Origin of the sequence: Kitasatospora sp. NPDC059462, from assembly GCF_042749955.1 — a bacterium.
Lineage (GTDB): Bacteria > Actinomycetota > Actinomycetes > Streptomycetales > Streptomycetaceae > Kitasatospora.
The window spans coordinates 34,395-58,161 of sequence record NZ_JBHYUU010000027.1; the positions used below are offsets into that span (position 1 = coordinate 34,395).

The 23,767-nt window shown below is 73.4% G+C and carries 19 protein-coding genes; 6 read left to right on the forward strand and 13 right to left on the reverse strand.

Annotated features, from left to right (window positions below; genetic code table 11):
- Positions 1-1,058: 1,058 nt before the first annotated feature.
- Positions 1,059-1,805 (forward strand): thioesterase family protein, encoded by a 747-nt coding sequence (locus tag ACFXAM_RS10545; protein WP_380289565.1) that lies wholly within the window; start codon positions 1,059-1,061, stop codon positions 1,803-1,805.
- Positions 1,806-2,358: 553 nt separating this feature from the next.
- Here the strand turns inward: ACFXAM_RS10545 and ACFXAM_RS10550 are convergent.
- The 12 genes from ACFXAM_RS10550 to ACFXAM_RS10605 form a co-directional block, all read right to left on the reverse strand.
- Positions 2,359-3,603 carry a cytochrome P450 gene (locus ACFXAM_RS10550; RefSeq protein WP_380289516.1) on the reverse strand — a complete coding sequence of 415 codons (1,245 nt, stop codon included), beginning with the start codon at positions 3,601-3,603 and terminating at the stop codon, positions 2,359-2,361.
- Complete coding sequence (locus ACFXAM_RS10555) at positions 3,600-5,588, reverse strand: NAD(P)-dependent oxidoreductase (RefSeq protein ID WP_380289518.1); 1,989 nt, start codon at positions 5,586-5,588, stop codon at positions 3,600-3,602. The genes ACFXAM_RS10550 and ACFXAM_RS10555 overlap by 4 nt, the downstream gene beginning before the upstream one ends.
- Before the next feature lie 10 nt (positions 5,589-5,598).
- Positions 5,599-5,925 (reverse strand): ferredoxin, encoded by a 327-nt coding sequence (gene fdxA, locus ACFXAM_RS10560; RefSeq protein WP_380289520.1) that lies wholly within the window; start codon positions 5,923-5,925, stop codon positions 5,599-5,601.
- Between the two features lie 124 nt (positions 5,926-6,049).
- The gene (locus ACFXAM_RS10565; protein WP_380289522.1) at positions 6,050-7,000 is read right to left on the reverse strand and encodes a lactoylglutathione lyase; all 951 of its coding nucleotides are present in this window, start codon (positions 6,998-7,000) and stop codon (positions 6,050-6,052) included.
- A gap of 5 nt (positions 7,001-7,005) precedes the next feature.
- Positions 7,006-8,610: a hypothetical protein gene (locus ACFXAM_RS10570; protein ID WP_380289524.1), complete on the reverse strand. Its 1,605-nt coding sequence runs from the start codon at positions 8,608-8,610 to the stop codon at positions 7,006-7,008.
- On the reverse strand, positions 8,607-9,701 hold the full coding sequence (locus ACFXAM_RS10575) for an NAD(P)/FAD-dependent oxidoreductase (protein WP_380289526.1): 1,095 nt from the start codon (positions 9,699-9,701) through the stop codon (positions 8,607-8,609). Before ACFXAM_RS10575 ends, ACFXAM_RS10570 begins: the two co-directional genes overlap by 4 nt.
- Entirely contained in the window at positions 9,698-11,041 is a 1,344-nt protein-coding gene (locus tag ACFXAM_RS10580) for a SidA/IucD/PvdA family monooxygenase (protein ID WP_380289529.1), read from the reverse strand. The genes ACFXAM_RS10575 and ACFXAM_RS10580 overlap by 4 nt, the downstream gene beginning before the upstream one ends.
- Before the next feature lie 148 nt (positions 11,042-11,189).
- Positions 11,190-11,567, reverse strand: a complete 378-nt coding sequence (gene panD / locus ACFXAM_RS10585; protein ID WP_380289531.1) for an aspartate 1-decarboxylase — start codon at positions 11,565-11,567, stop codon at positions 11,190-11,192.
- Positions 11,568-11,880: 313 nt separating this feature from the next.
- The gene (locus tag ACFXAM_RS10590) at positions 11,881-13,551 is read right to left on the reverse strand and encodes a class I tRNA ligase family protein (RefSeq protein WP_380289533.1); all 1,671 of its coding nucleotides are present in this window, start codon (positions 13,549-13,551) and stop codon (positions 11,881-11,883) included.
- Entirely contained in the window at positions 13,548-13,901 is a 354-nt protein-coding gene (locus ACFXAM_RS10595; protein ID WP_380289535.1) for a cupin domain-containing protein, read from the reverse strand. The genes ACFXAM_RS10590 and ACFXAM_RS10595 overlap by 4 nt, the downstream gene beginning before the upstream one ends.
- A 108-nt stretch (positions 13,902-14,009) precedes the next feature.
- Positions 14,010-15,254 (reverse strand): NAD(P)/FAD-dependent oxidoreductase, encoded by a 1,245-nt coding sequence (locus ACFXAM_RS10600; RefSeq protein ID WP_380289537.1) that lies wholly within the window; start codon positions 15,252-15,254, stop codon positions 14,010-14,012.
- 505 nt (positions 15,255-15,759) lie between these two features.
- Positions 15,760-16,335, reverse strand: coding sequence for a TetR family transcriptional regulator (locus ACFXAM_RS10605; RefSeq protein WP_380289538.1), 576 nt, complete (start codon positions 16,333-16,335; stop codon positions 15,760-15,762).
- Between the two features lie 356 nt (positions 16,336-16,691).
- Between ACFXAM_RS10605 and ACFXAM_RS10610 the strand changes: the two genes are divergently transcribed.
- The 5 genes from ACFXAM_RS10610 to ACFXAM_RS10630 all read left to right on the forward strand — a co-directional run bounded on the left by ACFXAM_RS10610 (position 16,692) and on the right by ACFXAM_RS10630 (position 23,488).
- Positions 16,692-17,756 carry an IS701 family transposase gene (locus ACFXAM_RS10610; RefSeq protein WP_380289540.1) on the forward strand — a complete coding sequence of 355 codons (1,065 nt, stop codon included), beginning with the start codon at positions 16,692-16,694 and terminating at the stop codon, positions 17,754-17,756.
- Positions 17,757-18,001: 245 nt separating this feature from the next.
- Positions 18,002-18,664, forward strand: a complete 663-nt coding sequence (locus ACFXAM_RS10615) for a hypothetical protein (RefSeq protein WP_380289542.1) — start codon at positions 18,002-18,004, stop codon at positions 18,662-18,664.
- Between the two features lie 44 nt (positions 18,665-18,708).
- On the forward strand, positions 18,709-19,293 hold the full coding sequence (locus ACFXAM_RS10620) for an RICIN domain-containing protein (RefSeq protein WP_380289544.1): 585 nt from the start codon (positions 18,709-18,711) through the stop codon (positions 19,291-19,293).
- A gap of 324 nt (positions 19,294-19,617) precedes the next feature.
- The gene (locus tag ACFXAM_RS10625; protein ID WP_380289546.1) at positions 19,618-20,016 is read left to right on the forward strand and encodes a hypothetical protein; all 399 of its coding nucleotides are present in this window, start codon (positions 19,618-19,620) and stop codon (positions 20,014-20,016) included.
- 415 nt (positions 20,017-20,431) lie between these two features.
- The gene (locus ACFXAM_RS10630) at positions 20,432-23,488 is read left to right on the forward strand and encodes a BTAD domain-containing putative transcriptional regulator (RefSeq protein ID WP_380289548.1); all 3,057 of its coding nucleotides are present in this window, start codon (positions 20,432-20,434) and stop codon (positions 23,486-23,488) included.
- Positions 23,489-23,566: 78 nt separating this feature from the next.
- Here ACFXAM_RS10630 and ACFXAM_RS10635 read toward each other — a convergent pair whose 3' ends face one another.
- On the reverse strand, positions 23,567-23,743 hold the full coding sequence (locus tag ACFXAM_RS10635) for a hypothetical protein (protein WP_380289550.1): 177 nt from the start codon (positions 23,741-23,743) through the stop codon (positions 23,567-23,569).
- Positions 23,744-23,767: the final 24 nt, after the last annotated feature.

Below are 23,767 nucleotides of genomic sequence, written 5' to 3' on the forward strand. Positions count from 1 at the left end.
GGCCCGGCGCCGCCGGGCAGCCGCAGCCGCACCCGGCAACCCTCCCGGGCGCGGCACCTCACACCTCGTTCCCGAGGCCACACCTGCACACCCTCTCGGGTGCGGCACCGCCGGGCAGTCGCAGCCGTACCCTGCACTCCTCGCGGGCCCGGAACCGCTCACACCCGTTCCCGGAGCCGCACCTGCACACCCGCACACCCTCCCGGGCAGTCGCAGCCGTACCCGGCAACCCGGCGACCCTCCCGGGGGCGGCACTGCTCACACCCCGTTCCCGAGGCCGCACCTGCACGCCTTCTCGGGTGTGGCACCACGAAGTGCGCTGGACCCCTTCCGCAGCCGGCAACCCTCTCGGGCGCGGCGCTGCCGGGCAGTTGCAGCCGTACCCGGCGACCCTCGCGGGTCTGGCACTGCTCACACCCGTTCCCGGGGCCGCACCTGCACACCCTCCCGGGTGCGGCACCACGAAGTGCGCTGGACCCCTTCCGCAGCCGGCGACCCCCTTGGGCGCGGCGCTGCCGGGCAGTCGCAGCCGTACCCGGCAACCCGGAACTCCTCGCGGGCCCGGCACTGCTCACACCCGTTCCCGGGGCCACACTTGCACGCCCTCTCGGGTGTGGTACCACGCGGTGTGCTGGGTCCCTTCCGCAGCCGGCGACGCTCTCGGGCGCGGCGCTGCCGGGCAGTTGCAGCCGTACCCGGCACTCCTCGCGGGCCCGGCACTGCTCACACCCGTTCCCGGGGCCGCACCTGCACGCCTTCCCGGGTGTGGCACCACGTGGTGTGCTGGGCCTCTTCCGTAGCCGGCAGCCCCCCTTGGGCGTGGCGTTGCTGCATACCTGTTGCCGAGGCGGTGTCTGCGCGCCTTCCTGGGTGTGGCATCAGGTGTGTGGGGGTCTTTCGTGGGTGTGTCGGGGTGCGGTATCGGTGGGGGTCTCGGCGCTGTGCGGTGGTCGAGGTCGTTGTGTGGGGAAGTTTCGGTTGTGTGAAGGGAGTTGGTTGTTGTGGGTGTTGGTGAGGTGGCGGTGGGTGGGGCGTTCTATGAGGAGGTGGGTGAGGGGGTGTTTGCGAGTGGTGCGGCGACGGCGGGGCCGTGGAGTGCGAAGTTGCAGCATGGGGGGCCGCCGTCGGCGTTGTTGGGGTGGGCGATGGAGCGTTATCGGCCGAGGGAGGGGTTGCGGATCGCGCGTGTGACGGTGGAGTTGGTGCGTGCGGTGCCGGTTGCGGATCTGCGGGTGGAGGTGCGGACGGTGCGGTCGGGGCGGCGTGCGGAGTTGCTGGAGGGTGAGATCGTCTGTGGGGGGCGGACGGTGGCGTTGGCGCGGGCGTGGCGGGTGGTGGCGAGTCCGGTGGACACGCCGTGTCTGGCGCCGGGGTTGGGGGTGGGGCGGGTGCCGGGGGTGCAGCCGGCGGCGGTGATGGCGGGTGCTCATTCTGAGGGGTATCTCGCGGCGATGGAGTGGCGGTTCGAGGGGGGTGGGGGTTTTGATGTGCCGGGGCCGGGGGTGGTGTGGGCGCGTCAGCGTATTCCGTTGCTGGCGGGTTGTTCGGACACGCCGTTGACGCGGGCTCTGGTGCTGGCGGACAGCAGTTGGGCGGTGGCTTTCGAGTTGGATCACCATCGGCGGTTCGTCATCAACACGGATGTGACGTTGCTGGTGCACCGTGATCCGGTGGGGTCGTGGTTGTGTCTGCGTTCGGCGACGGCGGCCGCGGCGCAGGGGTCGGGTCTGGCGGAGGGGGTGCTGGCGGACGAGGCGGGGCAGTGCGGGCGGGTGCTGCAGACGCTGGTGGTCGACGAACGCTGACCCCCGGTCACTCGGCGACCCCGCCCGCCGGTTGCCCGGCCCCTGCCCGTCCCGACCGCCGGCCTGACCCGGCCACCCGGCCCCTGCCCGTCCCGACCGCCGGCCTGACCCCGGCCACCCGGCCACCCGGCCGCCCCGCCCGGCTCCTGTTCCCGGCTGTCCGGTCCCCGCCCGGCTCCGGCTCCCGGCTGCCCGGCCCCCCGCCCGGCTCCGGCCCCCGCCCGACCCCGGGCCGTCCGGCCCCTGCCCGCCCCACCCGGCCCCCGCCCGGCCCCGGGCCGTCCGGCCCCCGCCCGGCTCCGGGCCGGCTGCCGGTTTCTGGCTGTCTGGTCCGGGTCGGGTCCTGCCCGGGTTCCGGGTCGGTGTCTGGCCCGGTCGTCCGGTCGGTCCCGGTTTTGGTTTCCGGTTGCGTGGTGTGGTGGTCGGGGCTTGCCGGGTGGGGGCCGGTTTGTGTTGCCGGGGGTGGGTGGTGTTGCCGGTGGTCTGGTGTGGCGGGGTGGGCGGTGGCGGGGCCGGTGGCGGGGTGGGTGGCGGGTGGTGGGGTGGGTGGGGGTTAGTGGGGCCAGTGGACGAGGAGTTTGCGGGGGCCGCGGAAGGAGACGTTGGCGGGGAAGTCGAAGTCCTGGTTGTCGACGAGGCTGATGTCGGGGGCGCGTTGGGCGAGGAGGTCGAGGGCGATGCGTGCTTCCATGCGGGCGAGGGGGGCGCCGATGCAGTAGTGGATGCCTTGGCCGAAGGCGAGGTGTTTGCGGGAGTCGTCGCGGTGGACGTTGAAGGTTTCGGGGTCTTCGAAGTGGTTGGTGTCGCGGTTGGCGGCGCCGAGGAGGAGGAGGATCTTGGCGCCTGCGGGGATGTCGGTGGTGCCGACGGTGACGGGTCGGGTGGTGATGCGCCGCCAGGCGGGGATGCTGCTGTCGTAGCGCAGGATTTCCTCGACGGCTTGGGGGATGAGGGTGCGGTCGGCGCACAGGTCGTCCCATTGGGGGCGGTTGACGAGCAGGCGGCGGATGGCGTTGCCGGTGAAGCTGGTGGTGGTTTCGTGGCCGGCGAAGCTGAGTCCGTAGGCGACGTTGGTGATGTCGGAGACGGGCAGGCTTTCGGGGTCGGCCTGGTGGATGCGGATGAGGTCGCTGGTGAAGTCGTCGACGGGTTCGGCGAGGCGTTTGGCGACGAATTCTTCGCAGTACTGCCAGTAGTTGACCATGTTGGAGGCGATGTCGCGTTGTTCTTCGGGGGTGGGGCGGCCCCAGCTGAAGGCGATGCGGTTGCCGCACCACGACTTCAGCATGTCCATGTCCTCGTCGGGGAAGCCGATGAAGGTGAAGATCATGTAGGCGGGCAGGGGGTAGGTGAGGGCGGAGACGAGGTCGACGATGCCGGAGCCGGGTTCGACGGCGTCGAGGAGTTCTTCGGCCTTGGCCCATACCTTGGGTTCCAGGGCGGAGATGCGGCGGGCGGAGAACGATTTCTGGTTGTGGCGGCGTATGCGGGTGTGGCGGGGCGGGTCGCAGTCCGACATGACGGGGTAGGCGTGGAAGCCGGCCTTGATGATGTTCTGCGCTTCGTCGGACAGGGGGAAGACGGGGCGTTGTCCGACGGCGGCGGAGAACGTCTTGGGGTCCATCAGGGCGCTTTGGATGTCGTCGAAGCGGGTGATGACCCACATGTCGATGGAGGGGGCGTAGAAGGCGGCGGTCTCTTCGCGCACCCCGGTCAGGATCGGGTAGGGGTCGGCGATGTAGGCCTCGCCCAGGGGGTCGAAGCTGTGGTGGACGGGGCAGCCCGTGACGTCCGTCATGACGGATCCTCCGTGTGCGGTGGTGTGGGGTGGTGGCGGTCGGTGAGGTCGACGGACCTGGCCGTGTGCACGCCGGGGCCGGCGGCCGTCAGGGCCGTCAGGGCGCCGGCGGCGCCGCGGGCCGCGGCCGCCGGGGCGCTGCGGGCCGTGGCCGCCGGGGCGCTGCGGGCCGGGGCCGGGGCCGGGGCCGTCGGGGCGCTGTGGGCCGGGGCCGGGGCCGGGGTGGGGGTGGGGGTGGTGTCGAGGGTGATGGCGGCGAGTGCTTCGCCGCCTTCGGTGGTGCGTGAGACCTGCATGTGCGCGATGTTGAGGTTCAGGTCGCCCAGGACGCGGCCGAAGGCGCCGATCATGCCGGGGGTGTCTTTGTAGCGCAGCAGGAGCAGGTGGGTGTGGGTGTCCAGGGGGAGGTCGAGGTCGTGGTCGTCGATGCCGGTGAGGCGGTGGCGGGCGCGGGGGCCGGTGACGGTGGCGCGTGCGGTGGTGGTGCGGCCGTCGGTGTGGTGGGCGCGCACGCTCAGGGTGGTGCGGTGGTGTGGGCAGGGGGCGGCGGTGGCGGGGTGGACGTCGATGTCGTGGTCGTGGGCGATGAGGGGGGCGTTGACGGGGGTGACGCGTTCGTCGGTGAGGTCGTCGAGGATGCCGGCGAGGGCGGCGGCCTGCAGCAGGCGGGTGTCGTGGCGGGTGAGGTCGCCGTGGGTGGTGATCCGCAGGCCTTGGGGGGGTGTGCCGTCGCCCAGGGCGGTGAGGATGCGGCCGAGGTGGCGGGCGAGGGGGACGAACGCGGTGACCTGGGGGTCGGTGCCGGCGCCGGGCAGGTTGATGCTGTGCGGGCCGGGGTCGTGGGCGGATTGCAGGGCGTGGCGTACGGCGTGGGCGGCTTGGGTGTGGGCGCGTTCGCGGGCCTCGGTGGTGCGGGTGGCGAGGGCGGGGGTGGCGACGACGCGGGGGTGGGAGGCCAGGGTGGCGCTCGCGGGGGTGGTGTGCGGGCCGGGTGCGGCCGGGATGTCCAGGGCGGCGCCGGCGATGCGTCCTTCGTCCAGGGCCCGGGCCAGGGCGCGGTGGTCGAGGGCGCCGGCGTGTTCGGCGCTGATGATCAGGGCGGTGGGTTTGACCCGGCGCAGGTGGTCGTGACCGAGGACGGGGAGGGTGGCGGGGCCGGCGGGTTCGTGGAGGGTGATGACGTCGCAGGCGCCGAGCAGCTCCTCCAGCGTCACGATGCGAACCCCCACCGCCCCCGTCGCGCCCGTCGCGTCCACCGTGCCGGTGCCCGCGTCCGTCGTGCCCGCGTCTGCCGTGTCCGTCGCGTCCACCGTGCCGGTGCCGGTGCCCGCGCCTGCGCCCGTCGTGCCCGTCGCGCCCGTGTCTGCCGCGTCCGTCGTGCCCGTGTCTGCCGTGTCCGTCGCGTTCGTCGCGCCCGTGCCCGTCGTGTCCACCGCGTGCGTGTCTGCTGCGTGTGTCGGGTGTGTGGGGTCGTGGGCGAGGATGTGCATGCCGAAGGCGGACATGCGTTGTGCGACGAGGTGTCCGGCGGTGCTCAGGCCTATTACGCCGAGGGTTTTGCCGAGTAGTTCGGTGCCGGTGTGTGCGGTGCGGTTCCAGGTGCCGGTGGTGAGGGTGGTGTGGGCCTGGGGGATGTGGCGGGCGGTGGCGATGATCAGGCCGCAGGTGAGTTCGGCGACGGACAGGGCCTGGGGGGCGGGTGGGGCGAGGACCGTGATGCCGGCGCGGGTGGCGGCGGGCAGGTCGGTGCGGTGGTTCGGGCCGGTGCCGTGGCGGGCGAGGATTTTCAGGTCGCGGGCGGCGGTGATCACGGTGGCGTCGACGTCGGTGTCGGGGCCGGCGAGGAGCGCGTGCGCGCCGGGGGCGGCGGCGAGCAGGGCGGCGCGGTCGCCGGCGGGGATGCGGCGTACCTGCACGCAGGGGCCCAGGGCGTCCAGGGCGGCGGGTGCGAGGTCGTCGGTGACGAGGACGACGGGCGTGGTCATCGCGGTGCTCTCAGCTGTCCGTGGTGGTGGGCGGCAGGGCGGCGATCGTGGGGTGGTCGGTGGTGGCGGCCTGGGTGGCCGCGGCGCCGCCGGGGGAGCCGAGGGTGTCGGCGAACTCGCGTTCGGCGGTGGTGTAGGGGGTCCAGGGGGCCGGTACGGCGTCCTCGTAGTAGACGGCCTCGACGGGGCAGACGGGTTCGCAGGCGCCGCAGTCGACGCATTCGCCGGGGTGGATGTACATCTTGCGCGGGCCCTCGTAGATGCAGTCGACGGGGCATTCCTCGATGCACGCCTTGTCCTTGACGTCCACGCAGGGCTGGGCGATGACGAAGGCCATGGGTCCGATCCTCCACAGGTCCGAACAGCGGGAAAGGGGGGGCGGGGCGGTAGGGGGTGGTCCGGGGGTGTCGCTCGCGTGCGTGCGTTGCCGCGGTACGTGTGTGCGTGTCGGGGGTGCGGGGTCAGTGCTGCTGTCCGTGGGGGGTCTGCCAGAGTTCGGCGCGTACGCCTCCGGCGAGCAGCACCGTGCCCCCGCCCTCGTCCCCGTTCCCGTCCTTGTTCCTGTGGCCGTTGCCGTTGCCGTTGCCGTTGCCGGTGGTGGTGGTGGCGGTGGGGGGCAGGACGAGGGCGGTGGGGCAGGGTGCGGGGTCGGGGGTGGTGCGGGCGACGAGCAGGAGGTTGCCGATGACGGCGCAGCGTGCGGGGTGGGGGCCGGTGGGTGCGGGGCCGGTGAGGGCGGGGGCCTGCAGCAGGTGTTCGTAGAGCCGTAGCGTGGTGGTGAACTCTTCTTCGGGGACGGCGCGGCGTACGAGCAGCTGTGGTGCCCTGTCCCGCGCCGCCGCACCGCCGCCGCCGCTGACGCCAGTGCCGCCGCTGCTGCCGCCGTCGATGGTGCCGTTGGTGCTGTTGTCGGCGGTGTTGTCGTTGGCGCTGTTGGCGTTGGTGGTGGTGCGGGTGCGGGGTTGTTCGCCGGGGTAGGGGCGGTGTTCGACGAGTTCGGCGAGTTGGCCGTCGGGGTAGCGCACGCGGGCGCGGGCTCCGGGGAGGATGGGTTCGGGGGCTTCGAGGACGGTGGTGGCGGTGGTGTGCAGGAGGGTGAGTTGGGTGGTGAGGGAGGGGACGATCAGGGAGTAGGCGGTGCGGCGTTGCATGGGGGTGAAGGGGCGTTCGCTGGCGATCAGCAGGAGGTTGCCGATGGCGGCCAGTTCCAGGCCGCCGAAGTCGGGGATGGGCATGCGCAGGTCGGCGTCCACGGCGAGGAGGTGTTCGTAGAAGGTGATGTGGTCGTCGAGGTCGGTGGCGTGGATGAGTGAGCGGGCGAGCAGGCGTGGGCGGGTGAGGACGGAGGAGTCGGGGCGGGTGCGGAACCAGCGTTCGGGGTTGGCGGGTCTGGTGGGCACGGGTGTGGGCATGGGGATCAGTTCTCCTTCGTGGTGGGCGGGGGGGCGGGCCACCACGGTTGTGCGGTCAGTCCCCAGGCCGTCAGTTCTTCGGTGACCAGGTGGTGCAGGTGGTCGCGGGTGCCGAAGTGGTCGGGCATGGCGGTGACGGTCAGGGTCATGCGTGGGCCCAGGCGGGCCAGGCACAGGGAGGCGCGCAGGCGGGCTCGTTCGGGGATCAGGCCGGGGATGTTCATGGTGCGCAGGGCCACGCGGGTGGCGGTGGGGCCGGCGCAGCGGGCGACGGCGTCGGGGATGTCGCCGAAGTTGGAGGCGATGGCGTCGGTCTGCTGGGCGCCGGGGTTTTTCAGGCGGGTGGCCAGGTGTTCGGGCAGTAGGTGCCACAGGGGTTCGGGGACGAGGGTGGTGCTGTGGGTGGCGGAGGTCTGCAGGAGGTGTTTGGTGGCGCGGCGGGTGGGGTGCAGGTCGTCGTGGTGTGGGGGGCCGCCGGGCAGGGGCAGGGGGAGGACGACGAGGGCGTTGGCGCGTTCGTCGCCGTCGGTGCGGCGCAGGTTCATCGGGATGCCGAGGGTGAGGCCGTGGTGGGCGGCGTGTGGCAGGCGGGCGCGCAGGAGGTTGGCGGCGATCTCCAGGAAGAGGCTGTTGACGGTGCCGCCGTGGGCGCGGGCCTGTTCCTCCCAGGTGTGGGCGTCGATGTCGAGGACGGCGGTGGTGAAGAACCGCGGCTGCGACCCGCCCCCCGCCCCGCCCGCCGTCCCGCTTGCGGTCCCGTCCGTCGTGCCGTCAGCCCCGTTCGCCGCACCGTTCGCGGTCCCGTTCGCCGCACCGTTCGCGGTCCCGTTCGCCGCACCGTTCGCGGTCCCGTCCGTCGTGCCGCTCGCGGTCCCGCTTACCGTGCCGTCAGTCCCGTTCGCCGCACCGGTCGCTGTCCCGTTGGCCGTACCACCCGCGGCGGTGCCCGCCGCATCGGCTGTTGTCCCGTTGGCTGCACTGTTGGCCGCACCGGTTGCTGTCCTGTTGTTGGTGGTGGGGTGCAGGGCGGTGGTGAGGGTGGTGCGCAGGTGGGGGTCGGTGGCGAGGTGGAGGGTCCAGCGGGCGGTGTGGCGGGCGGCGCGGGTGATCTGGCGCAGGGCGTCGGCGGTGTCGCTGTGGCGGGGGCCGGTGGGTGGGTGGGCTCGGGTGGTGGTGGCGAGGGCGTTCAGGATGCCGAGGCCGTCGCTGAGGAAGTGGGGCACGGTCAGGGAGATCAGGTGGCCGCCGTCGTAGGGGGCGCTGGCGAGGTGCCACAGGCGGGTGGAGCCGGCGGGCAGGGGGATGCGGATCTGGTCGTCGATCCAGTCGGGGGCGGTGGTGTGGGTGAGGGGGTGTGTCTGGTGGTGCGGGGGGTCGGTGTTGGTGGCGGGTTTCCAGGCGCGGCGGGCGCCGGGCAGGCGGGGGTGGTGGGCGCGGCGGCTGAGCAGTCCGTGGTTGAGGTGGTGCCACAGGTCGTCGAGGGCGTGGGCGGGCAGGGGCCGGGGGGTGTGCCACAGGACCTGGACGATGCGGGTGGAGCCGAGGGTGTGGGCGCTGTGGTGGAGCATTTCGTCGGTGGGGTTGAGGCGCCAGGAGTCGGTGTCGGTCATCGGCTGGCCGCGGTGAGGAGTTCGGTGGCGGCGTGGCGGGCGACGGCGGGGGCGAGTTTGAAGCCGCCTCCGTTCCAGCCGACGGCGGTGACCAGGCCCGGGGCCTGGTTCCAGCGGGTGACGGTGCCGGGTGTGCCGGGGGTGAGGGCGTCGTAGGCGCTGACGCCGCCGACGGCGCGGGCGTGGGCGAGCGGGGGGAAGCGTTCGCGGACGACGGTGCGGATGCGGTGTTCTTCGGCGGGGGTGACGTGGTGGCGGACGGTGGGGGGGATGCCGGTGCGGGTGCTGGTGACGCCGGCGAGGACGGTGTGGTCGTCGTCCCAGCGGCGCAGCCAGGCTCCGGTGGTGGTGTCGACGAGGGTGGGCAGGTGGGCGAGGTGGGTGGTGTCCTCGATGTGGAAGAGGCAGTAGCCGACGGCGCGGGTGGTCAGGGGCAGGTGGATGCCGGCGGTGGCGGCCAGGGGGGTGCTGGCGGCGCCGGCGGCGAGCAGGACGGCGTCGGCGTGGACGGGGCCGGTGGTGGTCTGCACGCCGTGGACGCGGGTGTCGCCGGGGCGGGTGAGCAGGGCGGTGGCGCGGGTGGTGAGCAGGCGGGTGGTGGGGTGGGTGGTGGCTTCGTGCAGCAGGGCGCGGGTGAGGTCCTGGGCGGGCAGCCAGCCGGCGTGGGGTTCGTGGACGGCGAGGAGGTGGTCGGGGGTGCGCAGGGCGGGGAAGTGGTGGGTGATCTGGTGGGCGTCGAGTACGTGGGCGCTGTGGCCGGCGTCGTGGGCGGTGGTGAGGGCGGGGTGGGCGGTGGTGAGGGTGTCGCGGTCCAGGAGGGTGAGGCTGCCGTGGGCGCGCAGGTGCGGCCAGGTGCCGTGGGGTCCGCGGTGTTGGTAGGCGGCGCAGCCTTCGGCGGCCCAGGCGGCGTGGGTGGTGGTGGGGTCGAAGGCGCGTACGAGGCCGCCGGAGGCGCTGGTGGCGCCGCCGGTGGCGCCGGTGTCGTCGATGAGGACGACGCGTGCGCCGTGGGCGGCGAGGCGTTCGGCGGTGGCCAGGCCGATGACGCCGGCGCCCACGACGGCGATGTCCGCGCCGGGGGTGGTGCTCACTGCAGGACCCGTTCGGCCGGGCGGCGCGGGGGGGTGTCGTCGTCGTGGAGGTGGAGCAGGGAGGCGGTGACGTCGGAGGCGCGTACGGAGAGCATGGCGAGGGCGCCGGCGTCGCCCATGCCGTGGCTGGCCTCGCACAGGCCGTTGAGGTAGACCTTCAGCGGGCGCGGGGCGGAGGCGGAGGCCTTGAGGGTGATGGAGTAGTCGCGTTCCACGACGGGGATGCCGTCGTCGTCCAGGGGCAGGCGGTGGGCGAGGCCTTCGAGCAGGGGGTGGTAGCGCTCGTCGTGGGCGCCGGTGCCGAAGTCCTTGAAGCCGGTGGCCAGGACGACGATGTCGGTGTCGATGGTGTCGCGGGTGAGGTGGTTGACGTCGTGGACGTTCAGGCGGTGTCCGCCGCCGGGTGCGTCCTCCAGGGCGGTGACCTCGGTGAAGGGGGCCAGGCGCAGCCGGTCGCTGCCGGTGAGTTCGTATTCGCGTTGCAGGCCGACGAGGCGGTCGATGACGTCCTGGTCGCAGGCGGCGTAGTTGATGGAGCGCAGTTCCGCGCGCAGGCGCCGGCGGGTGGCGGAGGGCAGGGGGTGGAAGTAGTCGACGAACTCGGGCAGGAACACCTGGCGGCTGTAGGGGCTGGTGTCCTTGAGGCGGAAGCCGATGCCGCGGTGGATGGAGGTGACCTGGCGCACGTTGGGGCGGGCCAGCAGGTCCAGGACGATCTCGATGGCGCTCTGGCTGGCGCCGACGACCGCCACGCGGATGTCGCGTGCGGCGAGGGCCTCGATGGAGGACAGGTAGCGGGTGGAGTGGAAGACGCCCGCCCCGGTGGCGGTGGCGGTGCGGAAGGGGGCGGGGATGCGCGGGGAGCGGCCGGTTCCCACGACGACGGTGCGGGCGAGGTAGCGGGCGCCCTCGTGGGTGCGCACGCTGAACAGCTCGCCGCCGTCGCTGTCCTCCACCAGGCCCAGGGCCTGGACGCTCTGTCCGTAGTCGACGTGCTCGGCGAAGGAGCGGGCGACCCAGGCGAGGTAGCCGGCGTACTCGCGGCGCAGCGGGAACTTGGCGTTCAGGTGGAGGTAGTCGGTCAGGGCGCCGCGGGAGGCGAGGTACTTGATGAACGTGTAGGGGCTGTCCTGGTTGCGTTGCATGACCAGGTCGCGGAACGGGTTGTTCTGGATGTCGGTGCCGGGCAGCAGTTGCTCGTCCTGCCACTGGAAGCCCGGTGAGCGTTCGAGGAAGTGGGCGTCGTCGGGGCGGCCGAGTTCGTCGAGCGCGACGGCCAGGGAGAGGTTCGCCGGTCCGAACCCGATGCCCAGGATGGGGTGAACCTTGTTCGTCTTCACTACTCACGCATCCTCAACTTGTCGCGTGCGCAGCAGGACCCGGCCCCGGGGGCAGGCACCCGGCACACGCGGAAACGGGGGGTGGGGTGTCCTGCCCCCGGGGGCCCGGGGGGTTGCTGCTCCCGGCAGGGCGGGCGGGGGTGTGCGCTCAGGCGCTCAGCAGGGCCGTCTCGGTGATCTCGTTGGCGTCGTTGACGTGCACGACCCGGGACTTGAAGTCGGTGCGCTCCTCGTCGGTCAGCTGGGCGTAGCTGATGATGATGACCTTGTCGCCGGTCTGCACGAGGCGGGCGGCGGCGCCGTTGACGACGATGTGCCCGGCGGGCGGGTTGGGGGAGTCGTCGAGGATGGTGTAGGTCTCGAAGCGGGCGCCGTTGTTGACGTTGACGACGTGCACGAGTTCGTAGACGCCGATGCCGGCGGCTTCGAGGAGTTCGGGGGAGATGGTGATCGACCCGACGTAGTTGAGGTTGCTGTCGGTGACGGTCGCGCGGTGAATCTTGGAGTGCATGAAGGTGCGCTGCATGATGCGTCGATTCCCTTGCGGCGTGGGGTGTGCCGGTCGGCACGGGACAGGTGGGCGAAAGGACGGGAAAACAAGGGGGGGGCGGGCCTGCCGGCCCCGGCACCCGCCACCCCCCAGGGGGCCGGGCCACCCCCCCGGGGGGGGCGGTTCGGGCATTCCGAGGGCACCCCCCCGGGGGGTTGGGCGTCCCGAGGGCGCCCCCGGGGGGATTCGGTTGTTCCGAGGGTGCCCCCGGAGGGGGGTTGGGTGTCCCGGGGGTGCCCCCCGGTGGGTGTTCCGGGGGTGGTTCGGGTGTGCCCCCCCCCGGGTGGGGTCAGGTGTTCTGGGGGGTGGGGGGCAGGGGGGCCGTGAGGCCGGCGAAGGGCGCCGGCGGGAGGCGGTCGAGGTCGGCGAGCAGGGGCGGGACGCCGGTGGTGGAGGGCGCGCCGAACGCGGTGGCGACCTGTTCGGCGAGGTCCGGGGTCACGGGCCAGGCCAGGGTGCGCAGCGTCCACAGGAACCGCAGGGCGCCGCTGGTCTCGGCGGGGTCCTCGGTGTCGAGGTCTGCGCAGCGCAGGGCGAGGACCTCCAGGTGCAGGGCGAGGGCCTCGGCGGCCTTGCGCACGGAGAACGTCTGCGTCTGGTAGGCCTGCTCGAAGCGCCGGCGGGTGGCGTGCAGGGCGGTGGCCCACCAGGCGGAGGGCTCGTGGTCGGCGCGGTGCCCGGCCAGGGCGGTGGTGAGGGTGGTGGCGATGGTCGCCAGCGGGGTGTCGAAACGGGCGGCGAGGGTGGCGGTGGCCACCGGCTCGCTGAACTCGGACTGCTGCAGTTCGGGGCTGGTCAGCGACAGCACGAAGCGGGTGCGGTCGCGTCCGTAGGCCTCCAGGAACTCCCCGGCCCAGCGCACGTCGCCCTTGCTGGTGGAGAACTTGCGGCCCTCCAGCAGGTAGTACTGGTTGGTGAGGGTGCGGGTGCGGGGCAGTTCGACCGGCAGGCCGTGGCGTGCGGCCAGCAGCGACAGGGCCACGTACACGAACGCGTTGTAGAAGCCGTTGTCGATGCCGATGAACTGCACCAGTTCCTCGACGTCCTCGCGCCGGTTGTCGCGGGCGCGCCGCAGCCAGTAGAGGTGGCCGACGTAGATCTCCGGCCAGGCGTTGACGGTCTGGGGCTCGGCGTCGGGTCCGTCCCAGTCGACCGCGATGCCCCAGGTGCCGGGGTAGGTGATGGGGATGTAGGGCAGCGGCGCGGCCAGGGAGCGGGTGACCACGTTCTCCAGGTCCGGGCGCAGGCGGATGTCGCTGGAGCGGTACCAGTGGGCGAGCAGCGAGCGGTGGCGTTCCAGGTCCAGGACCCAGATCGACACCTTCCGGGTGGGCAGCGCGTCCTCGCCCACCGCGAGCAGCGCGCCGGGCAGGTTGTACAGGCCGCACGCCTCGCAGACGCCGGCGCGGGCGTGGGCCAGGCAGGTGGGGCAGCGGCCGGTGACGAACGCCTCGGCGAGGTAGGTGCCGCTCTCCTCGTCGTAGGGCAGGTCCACCTCGCGGCGGTCGAACGCGCCGTGGCGCCACAGGTGGGTGAAGAAGTTCTTCACGAACGCGGTGTACTCGGCGTCGGGGCGCTCGAACAGGTCGACCTCCACGCCCGCGAGGGCGAGGGTCTTGGTGACGGCGTCGAAGGCCTGGCGGATCAGGGCCTCGGGTTCGGTGCCCAGGCGCCGGGCGGTGGTGACGACGTAGGTCTGGTTGTCGTCGGTGCTGGTGCCGAACGCCACGTCGTGGCCCTGGATCTTCTGGGCGCGGGCGCACACGTCGCTGCCCAGCACCGGCCCGGCCAGGTGTCCCAGGTGCAGGTCCCCGTTGGGGGTGGGCGGGGAGAACGTGACGTCCACACGCCGGCGCCGCCCACCCCCGCCCGCCGAGCCGCCCGCGGCGCCGTCCGCGCCGCCGTGCGGGGTGTCGTGCGCGCCGCTGTGCGGGGTGTCGTGCGCGGTGTCGCCGCTCACGCGTCCTCCCCGGGTCCGGCGGGCTGCAGCCAGTAGATGCTGACGAAGGTCAGTGCCTGCTCGTCGCTGTCGTTGGTGACGATGTGGTTGGTGCCGTGGGGGATGTAGATGACGTCGCCGGGCACCACCTCGCGTTCCTCGGTGCCCACCCGCGCGCGCCCGTGGCCGCTGACGAAGATGAACGTCTCGTCGGTGTCGTGGCCGTGCGGGGTGCTGGACTCCTGGGGCCTGATGGAGCACAGGGTGCTGTTCCAGGGCGGGGTGACGACGCCCTCCCACGGGTAGAGCTGGCGGATGTCGCACCCGTTCTTGCGGATCTGTTCGTCACCGGAGGCGGTCTTGACGTGCATGGGGTGTCTCCTCTCGTGAGTGCTGCGCGTCCCGCGCCCGCAAGGAGGGCCGGCGCGGTGCCCGGGTGCGCCGCGGCACGGGGGTGCCGGGGCCGCCCGGGGGGCGGGTCATCCCAGGGCGAAGAGGCGCTCGATGACCTCGGGTTCGAAGGACTCGGCGGGCACGTGGAAGGGGCCCTTGAAGGTGGCCAGGCGCGAGCCCGCCAGCAGCGGGTCGGTGGGCCACACCTCGGCGTAGGCGCGGCGGCGGGCCACGCCGCGGGGGGTGAAGGTCAGGTTCATCATGGTGCGCACCGAGGCGGAGATCCGCAGGCGGTGCATGCGGATCTCGCGTTCGCGGGTGTAGGGCTCGAAGGTGCCCGGCCCCCAGGAGGGCGAGGCGCGCAGCGCGTCGCGCACCATGCGCGCGTCGCGCAGTGCGATGGACAGGCCCTGGCCGATGACCGGGTCGGTCCATCCGGCCGCGTCCCCGAGCAGCACGGCGCCCGGTGCGCTGGGCGCGTCCGCCCACGCGTCGTTCATCGGGTAGAACGCGCAGACCGCGCTCGGGGTGCAGGAGGCGAACATCTCGTTGTCGGGCAGGCAGTCGAGCCGGAAGGCCCGCAGGAAGTCGCTGTGGCGCTCGGGGCCGGAGAAGCGGCCCTTCTGGGCGACGTCGTGCAGCAGGTACAGCCGGGCCCGTCCGCCCTCGCGGGGGAAGACGAAGTACAGCACGTCGCCCTCGGTGCCCACGGAGGTGACGTTCACCGGCCAGGCGTGCAGGTCCTCCACCAGCATGCCGCCGCCCAGCGAGTTCGCCGGGGTCTGGGTGAGGCCCAGGCCCAGCTGGCGGCGCACGGTCGACATCCGCCCGTCGGCGCCCGCCACCAGGCGGCAGTCCACCTCGTACTCCTGGTCGTTGTACTCGTAGCGCACGCCAGGGTGCGCGCCGGCGCTGACGATGACGTCGCCCACGCCCTTGACGACGGTGGCCCCGGCCTGGCGGGCGGCCTGCGACAGTGCCTCGCAGGCCTGCGGGTGGCCGACGTCCAGGACGCCGCGGATTCCCGGGAGCAGCCGGTCCAGGTGCAGGGCGTTGGCGCGGGCGGTTTCGGGGGTGACGATTTCGTCGAATCCGATGAACCGGTCGACGTAGGTGCCGCCGGCCTTGAGAATGCACTCCTCCAGGCCGAGTTCGAGGAGTTCGGCGACACCCCAGCAGTTGATCACCTCGCCGCGGACCTTGTCCCGGTAGACGGCCTGCCGCTCCAGGAGCAGCACATCGAGGCCGTCGCCGGCCAGGGCGGCGGCGAGCGCGGATCCGGCGATCCCGCCACCGACGATGACCACGTCCATGCGTTCGGCTTTCGCCATGGAATCCTCCTGGATAAATGAATGCAGGCATGCCGGACAGGGCTGAGGATTAGTCAGCCGGACGCGCTGGTCGCGAGTTCGTGGTGAATGGAATCCTCGCCGCCGCGGCAGGCGGGGACGAGACGAGGACGTGACACTCGTCGTCCACTTTGGGTCATCGCGCGCATTTTCCGGGCCCGCGCCCGGGGGTGCGGCGCCATTGCGGCCACGGCAATGCGCAGGGGTCGTGCGCGGGCGCTCGGGTCCCGCCGGCCACACGGTTCTCCGCGCGTTGCGCCCGCCCCCGCCCGGGCCCCGCCCGCCCCGCGCACCCGCCCCCCGGGCGCCGCCCGCCCCGCATCCACCCGCCCCGACCCGCCCGCACCCGGCGCCCGGCCACCCGGCCCCCGGCCGCACCCGGCGCCCGGCCCCCGGCCCGTGTCCGCAACCCGGCCTCCCGGCCCCCGGGTTCAGCCGCCCGGCGCCCTGCGGCCCGCGCCCGCAGGCCTTGCCCGGGCGCCCGCGCTCACACCCCGCGCTCGGCGCAGATCCCCGGCAACGCGATCCCCCAGATCTGCTGCACCTGCTGCACGGCGTCCGGACGCCCCGTGCCCCCCAGCGCCGCCCGCGTCCGGTCCTCGGCCCCCGTGAGCAGGTAGGACACCAGCGCCGCCAGCGCCGCCGGCGAGGTACCGACCCGCAACTGACCCGCGTGGTGCGCGTGGTCGGCCAGCCGGCTGACCGTCGGCAGCCACGACGCCGACAGGCTCAGCCGCCCCTCGGGACGCTCCCGCGTGAGCCGCGCGGCCGAACGCACCGCGATGTCGTCCTCCAGCAACCCCGCCAGACGCATCGTCAGCTCCACGATCAGATCCAGCGCCGGAGCCGGGCGCGCCGTCACCCGCTCCACCGCGGCGCGAACGGCACTGCGCCCCAGATCCTGCACGGCGTCCGCCAGTTCACCCTTGGAACCGAAGTGGAAGGTGAGCGCACCGGTGGTGATGCCCGCCGCTTTGCACACCTGCAGCATGGACGTGCCCGCATAGCCGTGCCGGTCGAACTCCGCGGCGGCTGCGTGTACCAGGGCGATTCGGGTTCGCACTGCTCGTTCCTGCATCTGATGACTCCGAGGGGCATTGGGCGGTCGCACGGTCGGGCGGATGGGAATTCTGCGAGGCGAGCGCCGCCGTCGCGGCGGGTACCGGGAGGACGGCGCGAAGAGCAACCGCCTCGTGTGCTGAGTGAACCAGCAACACGGTGCCGCGGACGCAGAGCGGCCACATCGGATTGGGAATCCCGGAATCCGCTGCTGGCCGATTCCCCCTGCATCCGGCGTCTTGACCTCGATATGACGTCGATTTGACCGGGTGTTCTTTGTCCGGTTCCTGGACTCCGGAAACATCGTCAGCTCAATTATTCTTGGCGGCAGGAGACGTGCTTCGAGGGGGAAGGGTACCAATGCTGCCGCACTGCCCTGTTGCCACTGTTCCGCCACATCCCACCGACCGGCTGTCCGCCTTCGCGGACGTCCTGTTCGTCCACCTGCAGCGCGCCGACCAGCGCCGCCGCGGCCACGCCTACCTCCACGGACTGCTCACCGCACCGGGCAAGAAGACGGTCCGCCACCTGGCCGCCGCCGTCACCGACTCCCCGACCGCCTCGCAGTCCCTGCAGCAGTTCGTCAACTCCAGCCCCTGGCCCTGGGAACCGGTACGCCGCGAACTGGCCCGCTGGGCCGAGGCCCACCTGCGCCCACGGGCGTGGACGGTGGTCACCACCGTCGTGCCCAAACGCGGGGACCACTCCTGCGGAGTGCACCGGCGCTTCGTCCCCCAGCTCGGACGCACCGTCAACTGCCAGGTCGGCACCGGCCTGTTCCTGGCCGGCCCCACCGCCGCCGTCCCCGTCGACTGGCGCCTGCACCTGCCCCAGGAATGGTCCCTGCCGAGCCTGCGCCGACGCGCCCGCGTGCCCCGCGACGCCCCCGGCCAGCCGATCTGGGCCGACACCTTCGACATGGTCGAACGCCTCAAACGCTCCGGCATCGCCCCCGCCCCCATCGTCGCCGACCTGCGCGACAGCAAGGAGACCGCCGGCCTGCTGCGCCTGCTGACCCACCACTGCCACGACTTCGTGCTCGCCGTGCCCGGCGTGTTCGCGGTCCTGCCGCTCGACGAGACCGGACGCGACCTGCCCGCCGCCGCCTGCGTCTCCCCACCGGGCGTGCGCCACACCCTGGTACGCCTGCCCTCCGCCGCCGGGGCCCGCGCCCGCGAGACCTACCGCCTGTTCACCGACCCGCGCTACCCCACCGTCGTGTGGATCACCAACCTGGTGCGCCGGCGCCCCGAGGACCTCCTCGCCCTCGTCTCCTGTCACGCCGGCACCGGCGAGGCGGTACGCGAACTGACCCAGGACTTCGGCCTTCAGGACTTCGAGGGCCGCTCCTACCCGGGCTGGCACCACTACATGACCCTGATGTCCGCCGCCTACGCCTACCGCACCCTCGCCGACACCGGCTGAACACCCCGCCCGGCCCCCTGCCCGGCCCCGCCCCCGGCCTCCCGCCCGGCCCCCCGCCCGGGCTCCGCCCCAGGCCGGGCCCGGCCCGGCCCGCCGGCCCGGGCGCCCGCGAGCGCCCCCGCCGTTTGCCCGTGCTCCGCCACAAACGCCCCTCAGGAACGTGGGATGGAAAGCCCGCCGCGCCGTGGCCGAGGATTTCCGGTAGTTCGCAGCGGACCGTTCCCCCTAACCGCAGGGAGACCCTCGTGAGCACCTCACCCACCCCCACCCCCGCCCCCGCCCGCAGGCGCCGGCGCGCCGCGCCGGCCACCGCCCTCGCCGCGGCCCTGACGCTCGCCGGCCTCGGACTGGGCGCCGTACCGGCCCACGCCACACCGCCGCCCGGCCCCGCCTGCAACCCCGACGTCGAGAGGATCTGGGACGACATCACCTCCGCCACCGTCAAACCGGTCATCACCGAGTTCATCGGGTTCAACGTGGCCCCCGGAACGACCGGCCGCCAGACCCAGACGATGCGCGAGCAGACCACCATCAACACCAGCATCAACAACAACACCGAGTTCAACTCCAGCTACAAGTCCACCCTCTCCGAGGTCGGCGTCAAGGTCGGGTTCTCGGTCTCCACCGAACGCAGCACCACCCGCACCACCGAGCGCACCCAGAGCTTCGACATCAACGTGCCCGGCTACTACGGCCTCTACCGCGGCGTCCTGGAGGTCTCCGGCGAGTGGGCCCGCTACCTGTGCGCCCGCTCCGGCCCGGGCACCGGCTACTGGGTCAACTCCAGCTCGACCGGCAAGGGCCGCTACGTCACGTTCGGCGACGCCGAGCTGGGCACGGTGGAGTGCACGCAGTACATGCCCCCCGGCACGGTCCGGTGGGCGGCCCAGCGCAAGATCTGCCCGTGACCCGGGCCCCGTCAGGCGAACCGACCAGGAGGCAAGGACACACCATGGCCAGGACCCGGCACAGGAACAGCCCCGCCCGGCGCATCGGCGCCGTCCTCGGCGCCACCGTCACCGCCGCCGCGCTGATGACCGTCGCGGCTCCCGCCGCCTCGGCGTCCGACCCGATGGACGGCTACAGCTGCGAGGGCGGCGGGTACCGCATCTTCACCCCCACCAAGTACGGCAGCAACGAGAACCTGGTGCTCGACGTCTCCAAGAGCCGCGACGACCACGGCTCCATCGTCCAGTACCGCTGGAACGGCGCCGCCAACCAGCAGTTCCAGGTCTGCAGCCGCCAGGACCCCAACGACCCGAACGCCAAGTTCTACAAGTTCAAGGACCACATGCGCTGGTGGTGCCTGGCCATCGACCGCGGCGCCGCCGGCGACGGGGTCTGGCTGATCACCGAGGAGTGCAACTGGGACGCGCGCGAGGTGTTCTGGGGCAAGACCGTCCCGGGCACCGGCCTGACCGCCTTCCAGGCCCAGAACAGCAACGGCTGGCTGGTCGTCCAGGGCGGCGGCGAGGGGGACCACATCGTCCAGATGCAGTTCCAGGCCGACCTGTTCCGGTTCGACAAGGTCTGGTAACCGCTGACACCCACGGGAGGGGACGGCCCGGAGCCGGGCAGCCCCCGGGCCGACCCCTCCCCACCCCGGGCCGGCCCCACCCCGCCCCACCGCCTTCCCGCCGCGCCCCGCCGCCCCGCCACGGCACCGTTCCCGAACGCCCGTTCGCCCCCGAAGGGCCGTCAACGCCACTTCCACGAACGGGTGTTCGGCCCGAGGCGGCCCTGCCCGCAGGTGCCCGTGCGGTTGGCGGCAACCCGGGACACGGGCGGCGAAGTGGGGGATGATGGACGCTGCCCGGGGCGGGGAGTGTGCCGGGACGGAATGCGGGGCAAGGGGCGGGGCATGGAGATCACCACCACCAACGCGGGACTCATCGACGGCGCCTGGCCGGAACTGCTGCCCGACCGGCGCCCGGTCCTGGTGGTGCCCGCCCCGGTGGCCGGCCCCCTGCGGGTCGAGGAAGGCTGGTCACGGCAGGCGGGCTTCCCCGAGGACGGCCCCGCGCCGGGCTGGTCCGTCACCGCCGCCGCACCCCGCCTGACCGTGCACCGCCCCAGCGGGGAGACCTGGCTCGACACCTCGATCATGGCCGGGCGCGAATGGTGGCGCGCGCTGCGCTCCCAGGAGGTCCTGCTGCTGGTGACGGGACCCTTCACCGGCGTGTTCGACCTGCGCCCCGCCGCCGAGGCCGGCGCCCTCGCCGTCCTGGCCGTCGACGCCGCCTTCACCACCGTCGCCTGACCGCCCCCGCGACCCCACCCCGGCGCCGCCCGGCCCGCGCCCACACGCCGCCCGGCCCGCGCCCCGCCGCCCGGGAACACCGCCCGGCCCGCACCCCCTCCGCGCGCCTGCCCCCGCGCCCTTTCCTTCCGCGCCGTCGGCCGCCACGTCTTTCCCCCGGGCCGTTGGCCGCCGCGCCGTTGGCTTCCGCGCCCCTTTTTCCTTCCGTGCCCGGCCCGCCGCGGCCCTTGGCGGCGCGGCCCAAGCGCCCCTTTCCCTCGTTCGCGGACGACCCCAGACTGGAACCCGCGGGCCCGCACAGGTCGACCGCCTATCGTGACACGGCGGGGCCGAACCGATGCCCGGCACCTGGAAAGGGGATTGGGGGAAACGGGTGGGGGCACAGCGGACGCTTCACTTTCTCGTCCTGGGCACGGTGGAGGCCTGGCACGGCGAGCGGCGGCTGCCGCTCGGCGGACCGGTCCAAGAACGCGTCCTGGTGACACTCCTGCTGGAGAACGGCCGGGTGGTGCCGGTGGCCCGCCTCGTCGAGGCGGCCTGGGGCGAGGTGCCGCCCTCCAGCGCGGAGCACCAGGTCCGCAAAGCGGTCTCCGACCTGCGCCGGCGCCTGCCGGACGGCGCCGCGGTCATCGTCACCGACGGCCCGGGCTACCGCACCGACACCGCCGCCTTCGCCCTGGACCTGACCCGCTTCACCGACGCCCTGCGCACCGCCCGCCAGGCCCTCGCCCACGAACGCGCCGAGGACGCGCTCACCGCACTGTCCGGCGCACTGGCCCTGTGGCGCGGACCGGTCATGGCCGGACGCGGCAGCCCGGTGATCGACGCCGCGGCCACCGCCTGGAGCGAACGGCGCCTGACCGCCGCGGAACAGTACTTCCACCTGCGCCTGGCCCGCGGCGACAGCGGCGAACTCGTCGGCGACCTGCGGGCCCTGATCTGCGACCACCCGCTGCGCGAAACCCTGCGCGGCCACCTCATGCTGGCCCTCTACCGGGCCGGACGCGCCGCCGAGGCCCTGGAGGAGTACGGAACGGTACGCGCCCTGCTCGCCGAGGAACTCGGCACCGACCCCGGCGGGCCCCTGACCGCCCTCTACGAACGGATCCTGCGCGCCGACCCGGGCCTGGACACACCACCACCCACCCCCACCCCCACCGCGAAACCCACCCCCACCCCCGCCCCCACGCCCGACCCCGATGCGGCCCCGCACGCCCGCGCGATCCGCACCCTGCCCTACGACCTGGCGGACTTCACCGGCCGCGACACCGAAGTGCGCCACCTGCTGGAACGCGCCCGCCACGACAGCGACGACAGCACCCGCGTCATCGCACTCGACGGCATGGGCGGCATCGGCAAGACCGCCCTCGCCGTCCACGTCGCCCACCGCCTCGCCCCCCACTACCCCGACGGCCAGCTCCACATCGACCTGCGCGGCTTCACCCCGGGCGAAGAAGCGCTGCAACCCGCCGCCGCCCTGGAGAGCCTGCTGCGCACCCTGGCCCCCCACGAGGACCACCTGCCCGGCCGGGTGGAGGAACGCTCCCGCGCCTGGCGGGCGGCCCTGGCCGGGCGGCGCGTCCTGCTCCTGCTGGACAACGCCGCCGACAGCGCCCAGGTGCTGCCGCTGCTGCCCGCCTCACCCGGCTGCCTGGTCCTGGTCACCAGCCGCGCCCGGCTGATGGACCTGGACAGCGCCGAATGGCTCTCCCTGGGCATGCTGGCCCCCGAGGACAGCAGAGCCCTGCTCACCCGCACCCTGGGAGCCGAACGCGCGGGAGCCGAACCCGAAGCCGTCGACCGCCTCGGCGAACTGTGCGGGCAACTGCCCCTGGCCCTGCGCATCACCGCCTCCCGCCTGCGCAACCGGCCCCGCTGGTCGGTGCGCCACCTCGTCGAACGCCTCGGCCAGGAGACCCGGCGCCTGGACGAACTCAGCGCCGGACAGCGCAGCGTCACCGCCACCCTCGAACTGTCCTACCAGGCACTGAACGCCCAGCAGCGCACCGTCTTCCGCCTGCTGGGCCGCCACCCCGCCGCGGAGATCGACATCTGGTCCACCGCGGCCCTGGCCGCCATCCCCGCCCGCGAGGCCGAAGCCGTCCTGGAACACCTCCTCGACGCCCACCTGCTGCTCCAGCACACCCAGGACCTCTACAGCATCCACGACCTGGTGCGCAGCTTCGCACGCTCCCTGAGCACCACGGACGACGACGCCGGGGACAACAGCGGCGACGGCGACGACGGCGAGGGGGAGGGCGGCGAGGGGGAGGGCGCGGGCGCGGTGCGGCGGCTGCTGTCCTACTACCTGAGCGCCACGCAGGCCGCCTGCGTGACACTGTTCCCCGACCGGCTGCGCTTCGAGGACGGCCCCCGCCCGCCGGCGGCGCAACTGCCCCCGTGGAACGCCCCCGAGGACGCGCTCGCCTGGTTCGACCGCGAACACCACGCGATCCGCTACTGCCTGGACCAGGACGGCGACACCGCCGACCCGCACCAGATCCTGCACCTGTCGCGCAACCTCGCCTTCTACTTCTACATGCGCAGCCGCGTCGAGGAACAGGTCGAACAGGGCCTCGTCGCCGTGCGCGCCGCCCGGCGCCTGGCCGTCCCGCACCTGCTGAGCCTGAGCCTGAACAACCTCGCCGTCGCCCGCTGGCGCTGCGGGCAGTTCACCGACGGCATCGCCTGCGCCGTCGAGGCCCTCGACATCTCCCGCGCCTGCGGCGACCGCCAGCAGGAAGCGATCGGCGTGGGCCGCCTGGGCCTGCTGCACAGCGCCCTCGGCAACCTCCCCACCGCCCTGTCCTTCCTCGAACAGGCGGTCGTCCTGCGCCGGGAGACCGGCGACGAGGTCGGCGAGGGCGAGAGCTGGACCAACCTCAGCTCCGTCTACCGCTGGCTGGAACGCTTCCCCGACGCCGCCGACGCGGCCCTGCGCGCGGTGCGCCTCAACCGGCAGATCGGCGCCCGCGACAACGAGAAGATCGCCCTGATCGAACTGGCGGCGACCCGGCTGTGCACCGACGACCCCGCCGGCGCCCTCGACAGCCTCCAGCAGGCCCTGGCCCTGGGGGACGAGACCCGCCGCGCGGAGAACCACGCCCTGGCCCTCGCCTACACCGCCGAGACCCGCCAGCTGCTGGGCGAACGCACCGGCGTCCTGGCCTGCGCGCAGCGCGCCCTGGACCTGGTCGCCCGCTGCGACGCCCGCCTGCGCCAGGCCGAGGTGGAGAACATCGCCGCCCGGGTCCACCGCAGGAGCGGCGACGCGACCCGGGCCCGGCACCTGCACACCAGCGCCCTGGCCCACTGCGAGGCACTCGGCTACCGCGTCGAATCGGCGGGCGCCCTGGCCGGCCTCGCCCGCGCCTGCGCCGACCTCGGACAGGACGCCGCCGCCGACGCGTACCTGCGCCGCGCCCGCCGGCTGTTCGAGGAGATCGGCATGCCCGCCACCCGGCACTGCTGACAACCACCCGAACCGGCCCCGGCCCGCAGGGATCGCGGGAACCCGCGGGCCCGGAGCCGGGGCCGCGGGCGCCTGCCCCTAGACCGTGCCCCCCGCCCCCGGGTGCACGGGCTTGGGCGTCGAAGGCCCCTCGTCACCCGCCACCACCACGGCGGTGCGCTGCCCGGGCGCCGGAACCGGCGGGGCGACCCTGTCGCCGGCGAACGTGACCGTCAGGACCACGAGCCCCGCCACCACGACTGCCCTGCTGCGCATGTCCCACCCCTTTTGTCCTCGCTG

Coding starts and splice junctions, on each gene's coding strand:
- ACFXAM_RS10635 (WP_380289550.1), bottom strand. CDS start 23,743: ATGCGCAGCAGGGCAGTCGTGGTGGCGGGGCTCGTGGTCCTGACGGTC.
- panD (WP_380289531.1), bottom strand. CDS start 11,567: ATGCAGCGCACCTTCATGCACTCCAAGATTCACCGCGCGACCGTCACC.
- ACFXAM_RS10620 (WP_380289544.1), top strand. CDS start 18,709: ATGGCCAGGACCCGGCACAGGAACAGCCCCGCCCGGCGCATCGGCGCC.
- ACFXAM_RS10550 (WP_380289516.1), bottom strand. CDS start 3,603: ATGACGGACGTCACGGGCTGCCCCGTCCACCACAGCTTCGACCCCCTG.
- ACFXAM_RS10600 (WP_380289537.1), bottom strand. CDS start 15,254: ATGGCGAAAGCCGAACGCATGGACGTGGTCATCGTCGGTGGCGGGATC.
- ACFXAM_RS10610 (WP_380289540.1), top strand. CDS start 16,692: ATGCTGCCGCACTGCCCTGTTGCCACTGTTCCGCCACATCCCACCGAC.
- ACFXAM_RS10595 (WP_380289535.1), bottom strand. CDS start 13,901: ATGCACGTCAAGACCGCCTCCGGTGACGAACAGATCCGCAAGAACGGG.
- ACFXAM_RS10570 (WP_380289524.1), bottom strand. CDS start 8,610: ATGACCGACACCGACTCCTGGCGCCTCAACCCCACCGACGAAATGCTC.
- ACFXAM_RS10565 (WP_380289522.1), bottom strand. CDS start 7,000: ATGCCCACACCCGTGCCCACCAGACCCGCCAACCCCGAACGCTGGTTC.
- ACFXAM_RS10625 (WP_380289546.1), top strand. CDS start 19,618: ATGGAGATCACCACCACCAACGCGGGACTCATCGACGGCGCCTGGCCG.
- fdxA (WP_380289520.1), bottom strand. CDS start 5,925: ATGGCCTTCGTCATCGCCCAGCCCTGCGTGGACGTCAAGGACAAGGCG.
- ACFXAM_RS10555 (WP_380289518.1), bottom strand. CDS start 5,588: ATGACCACGCCCGTCGTCCTCGTCACCGACGACCTCGCACCCGCCGCC.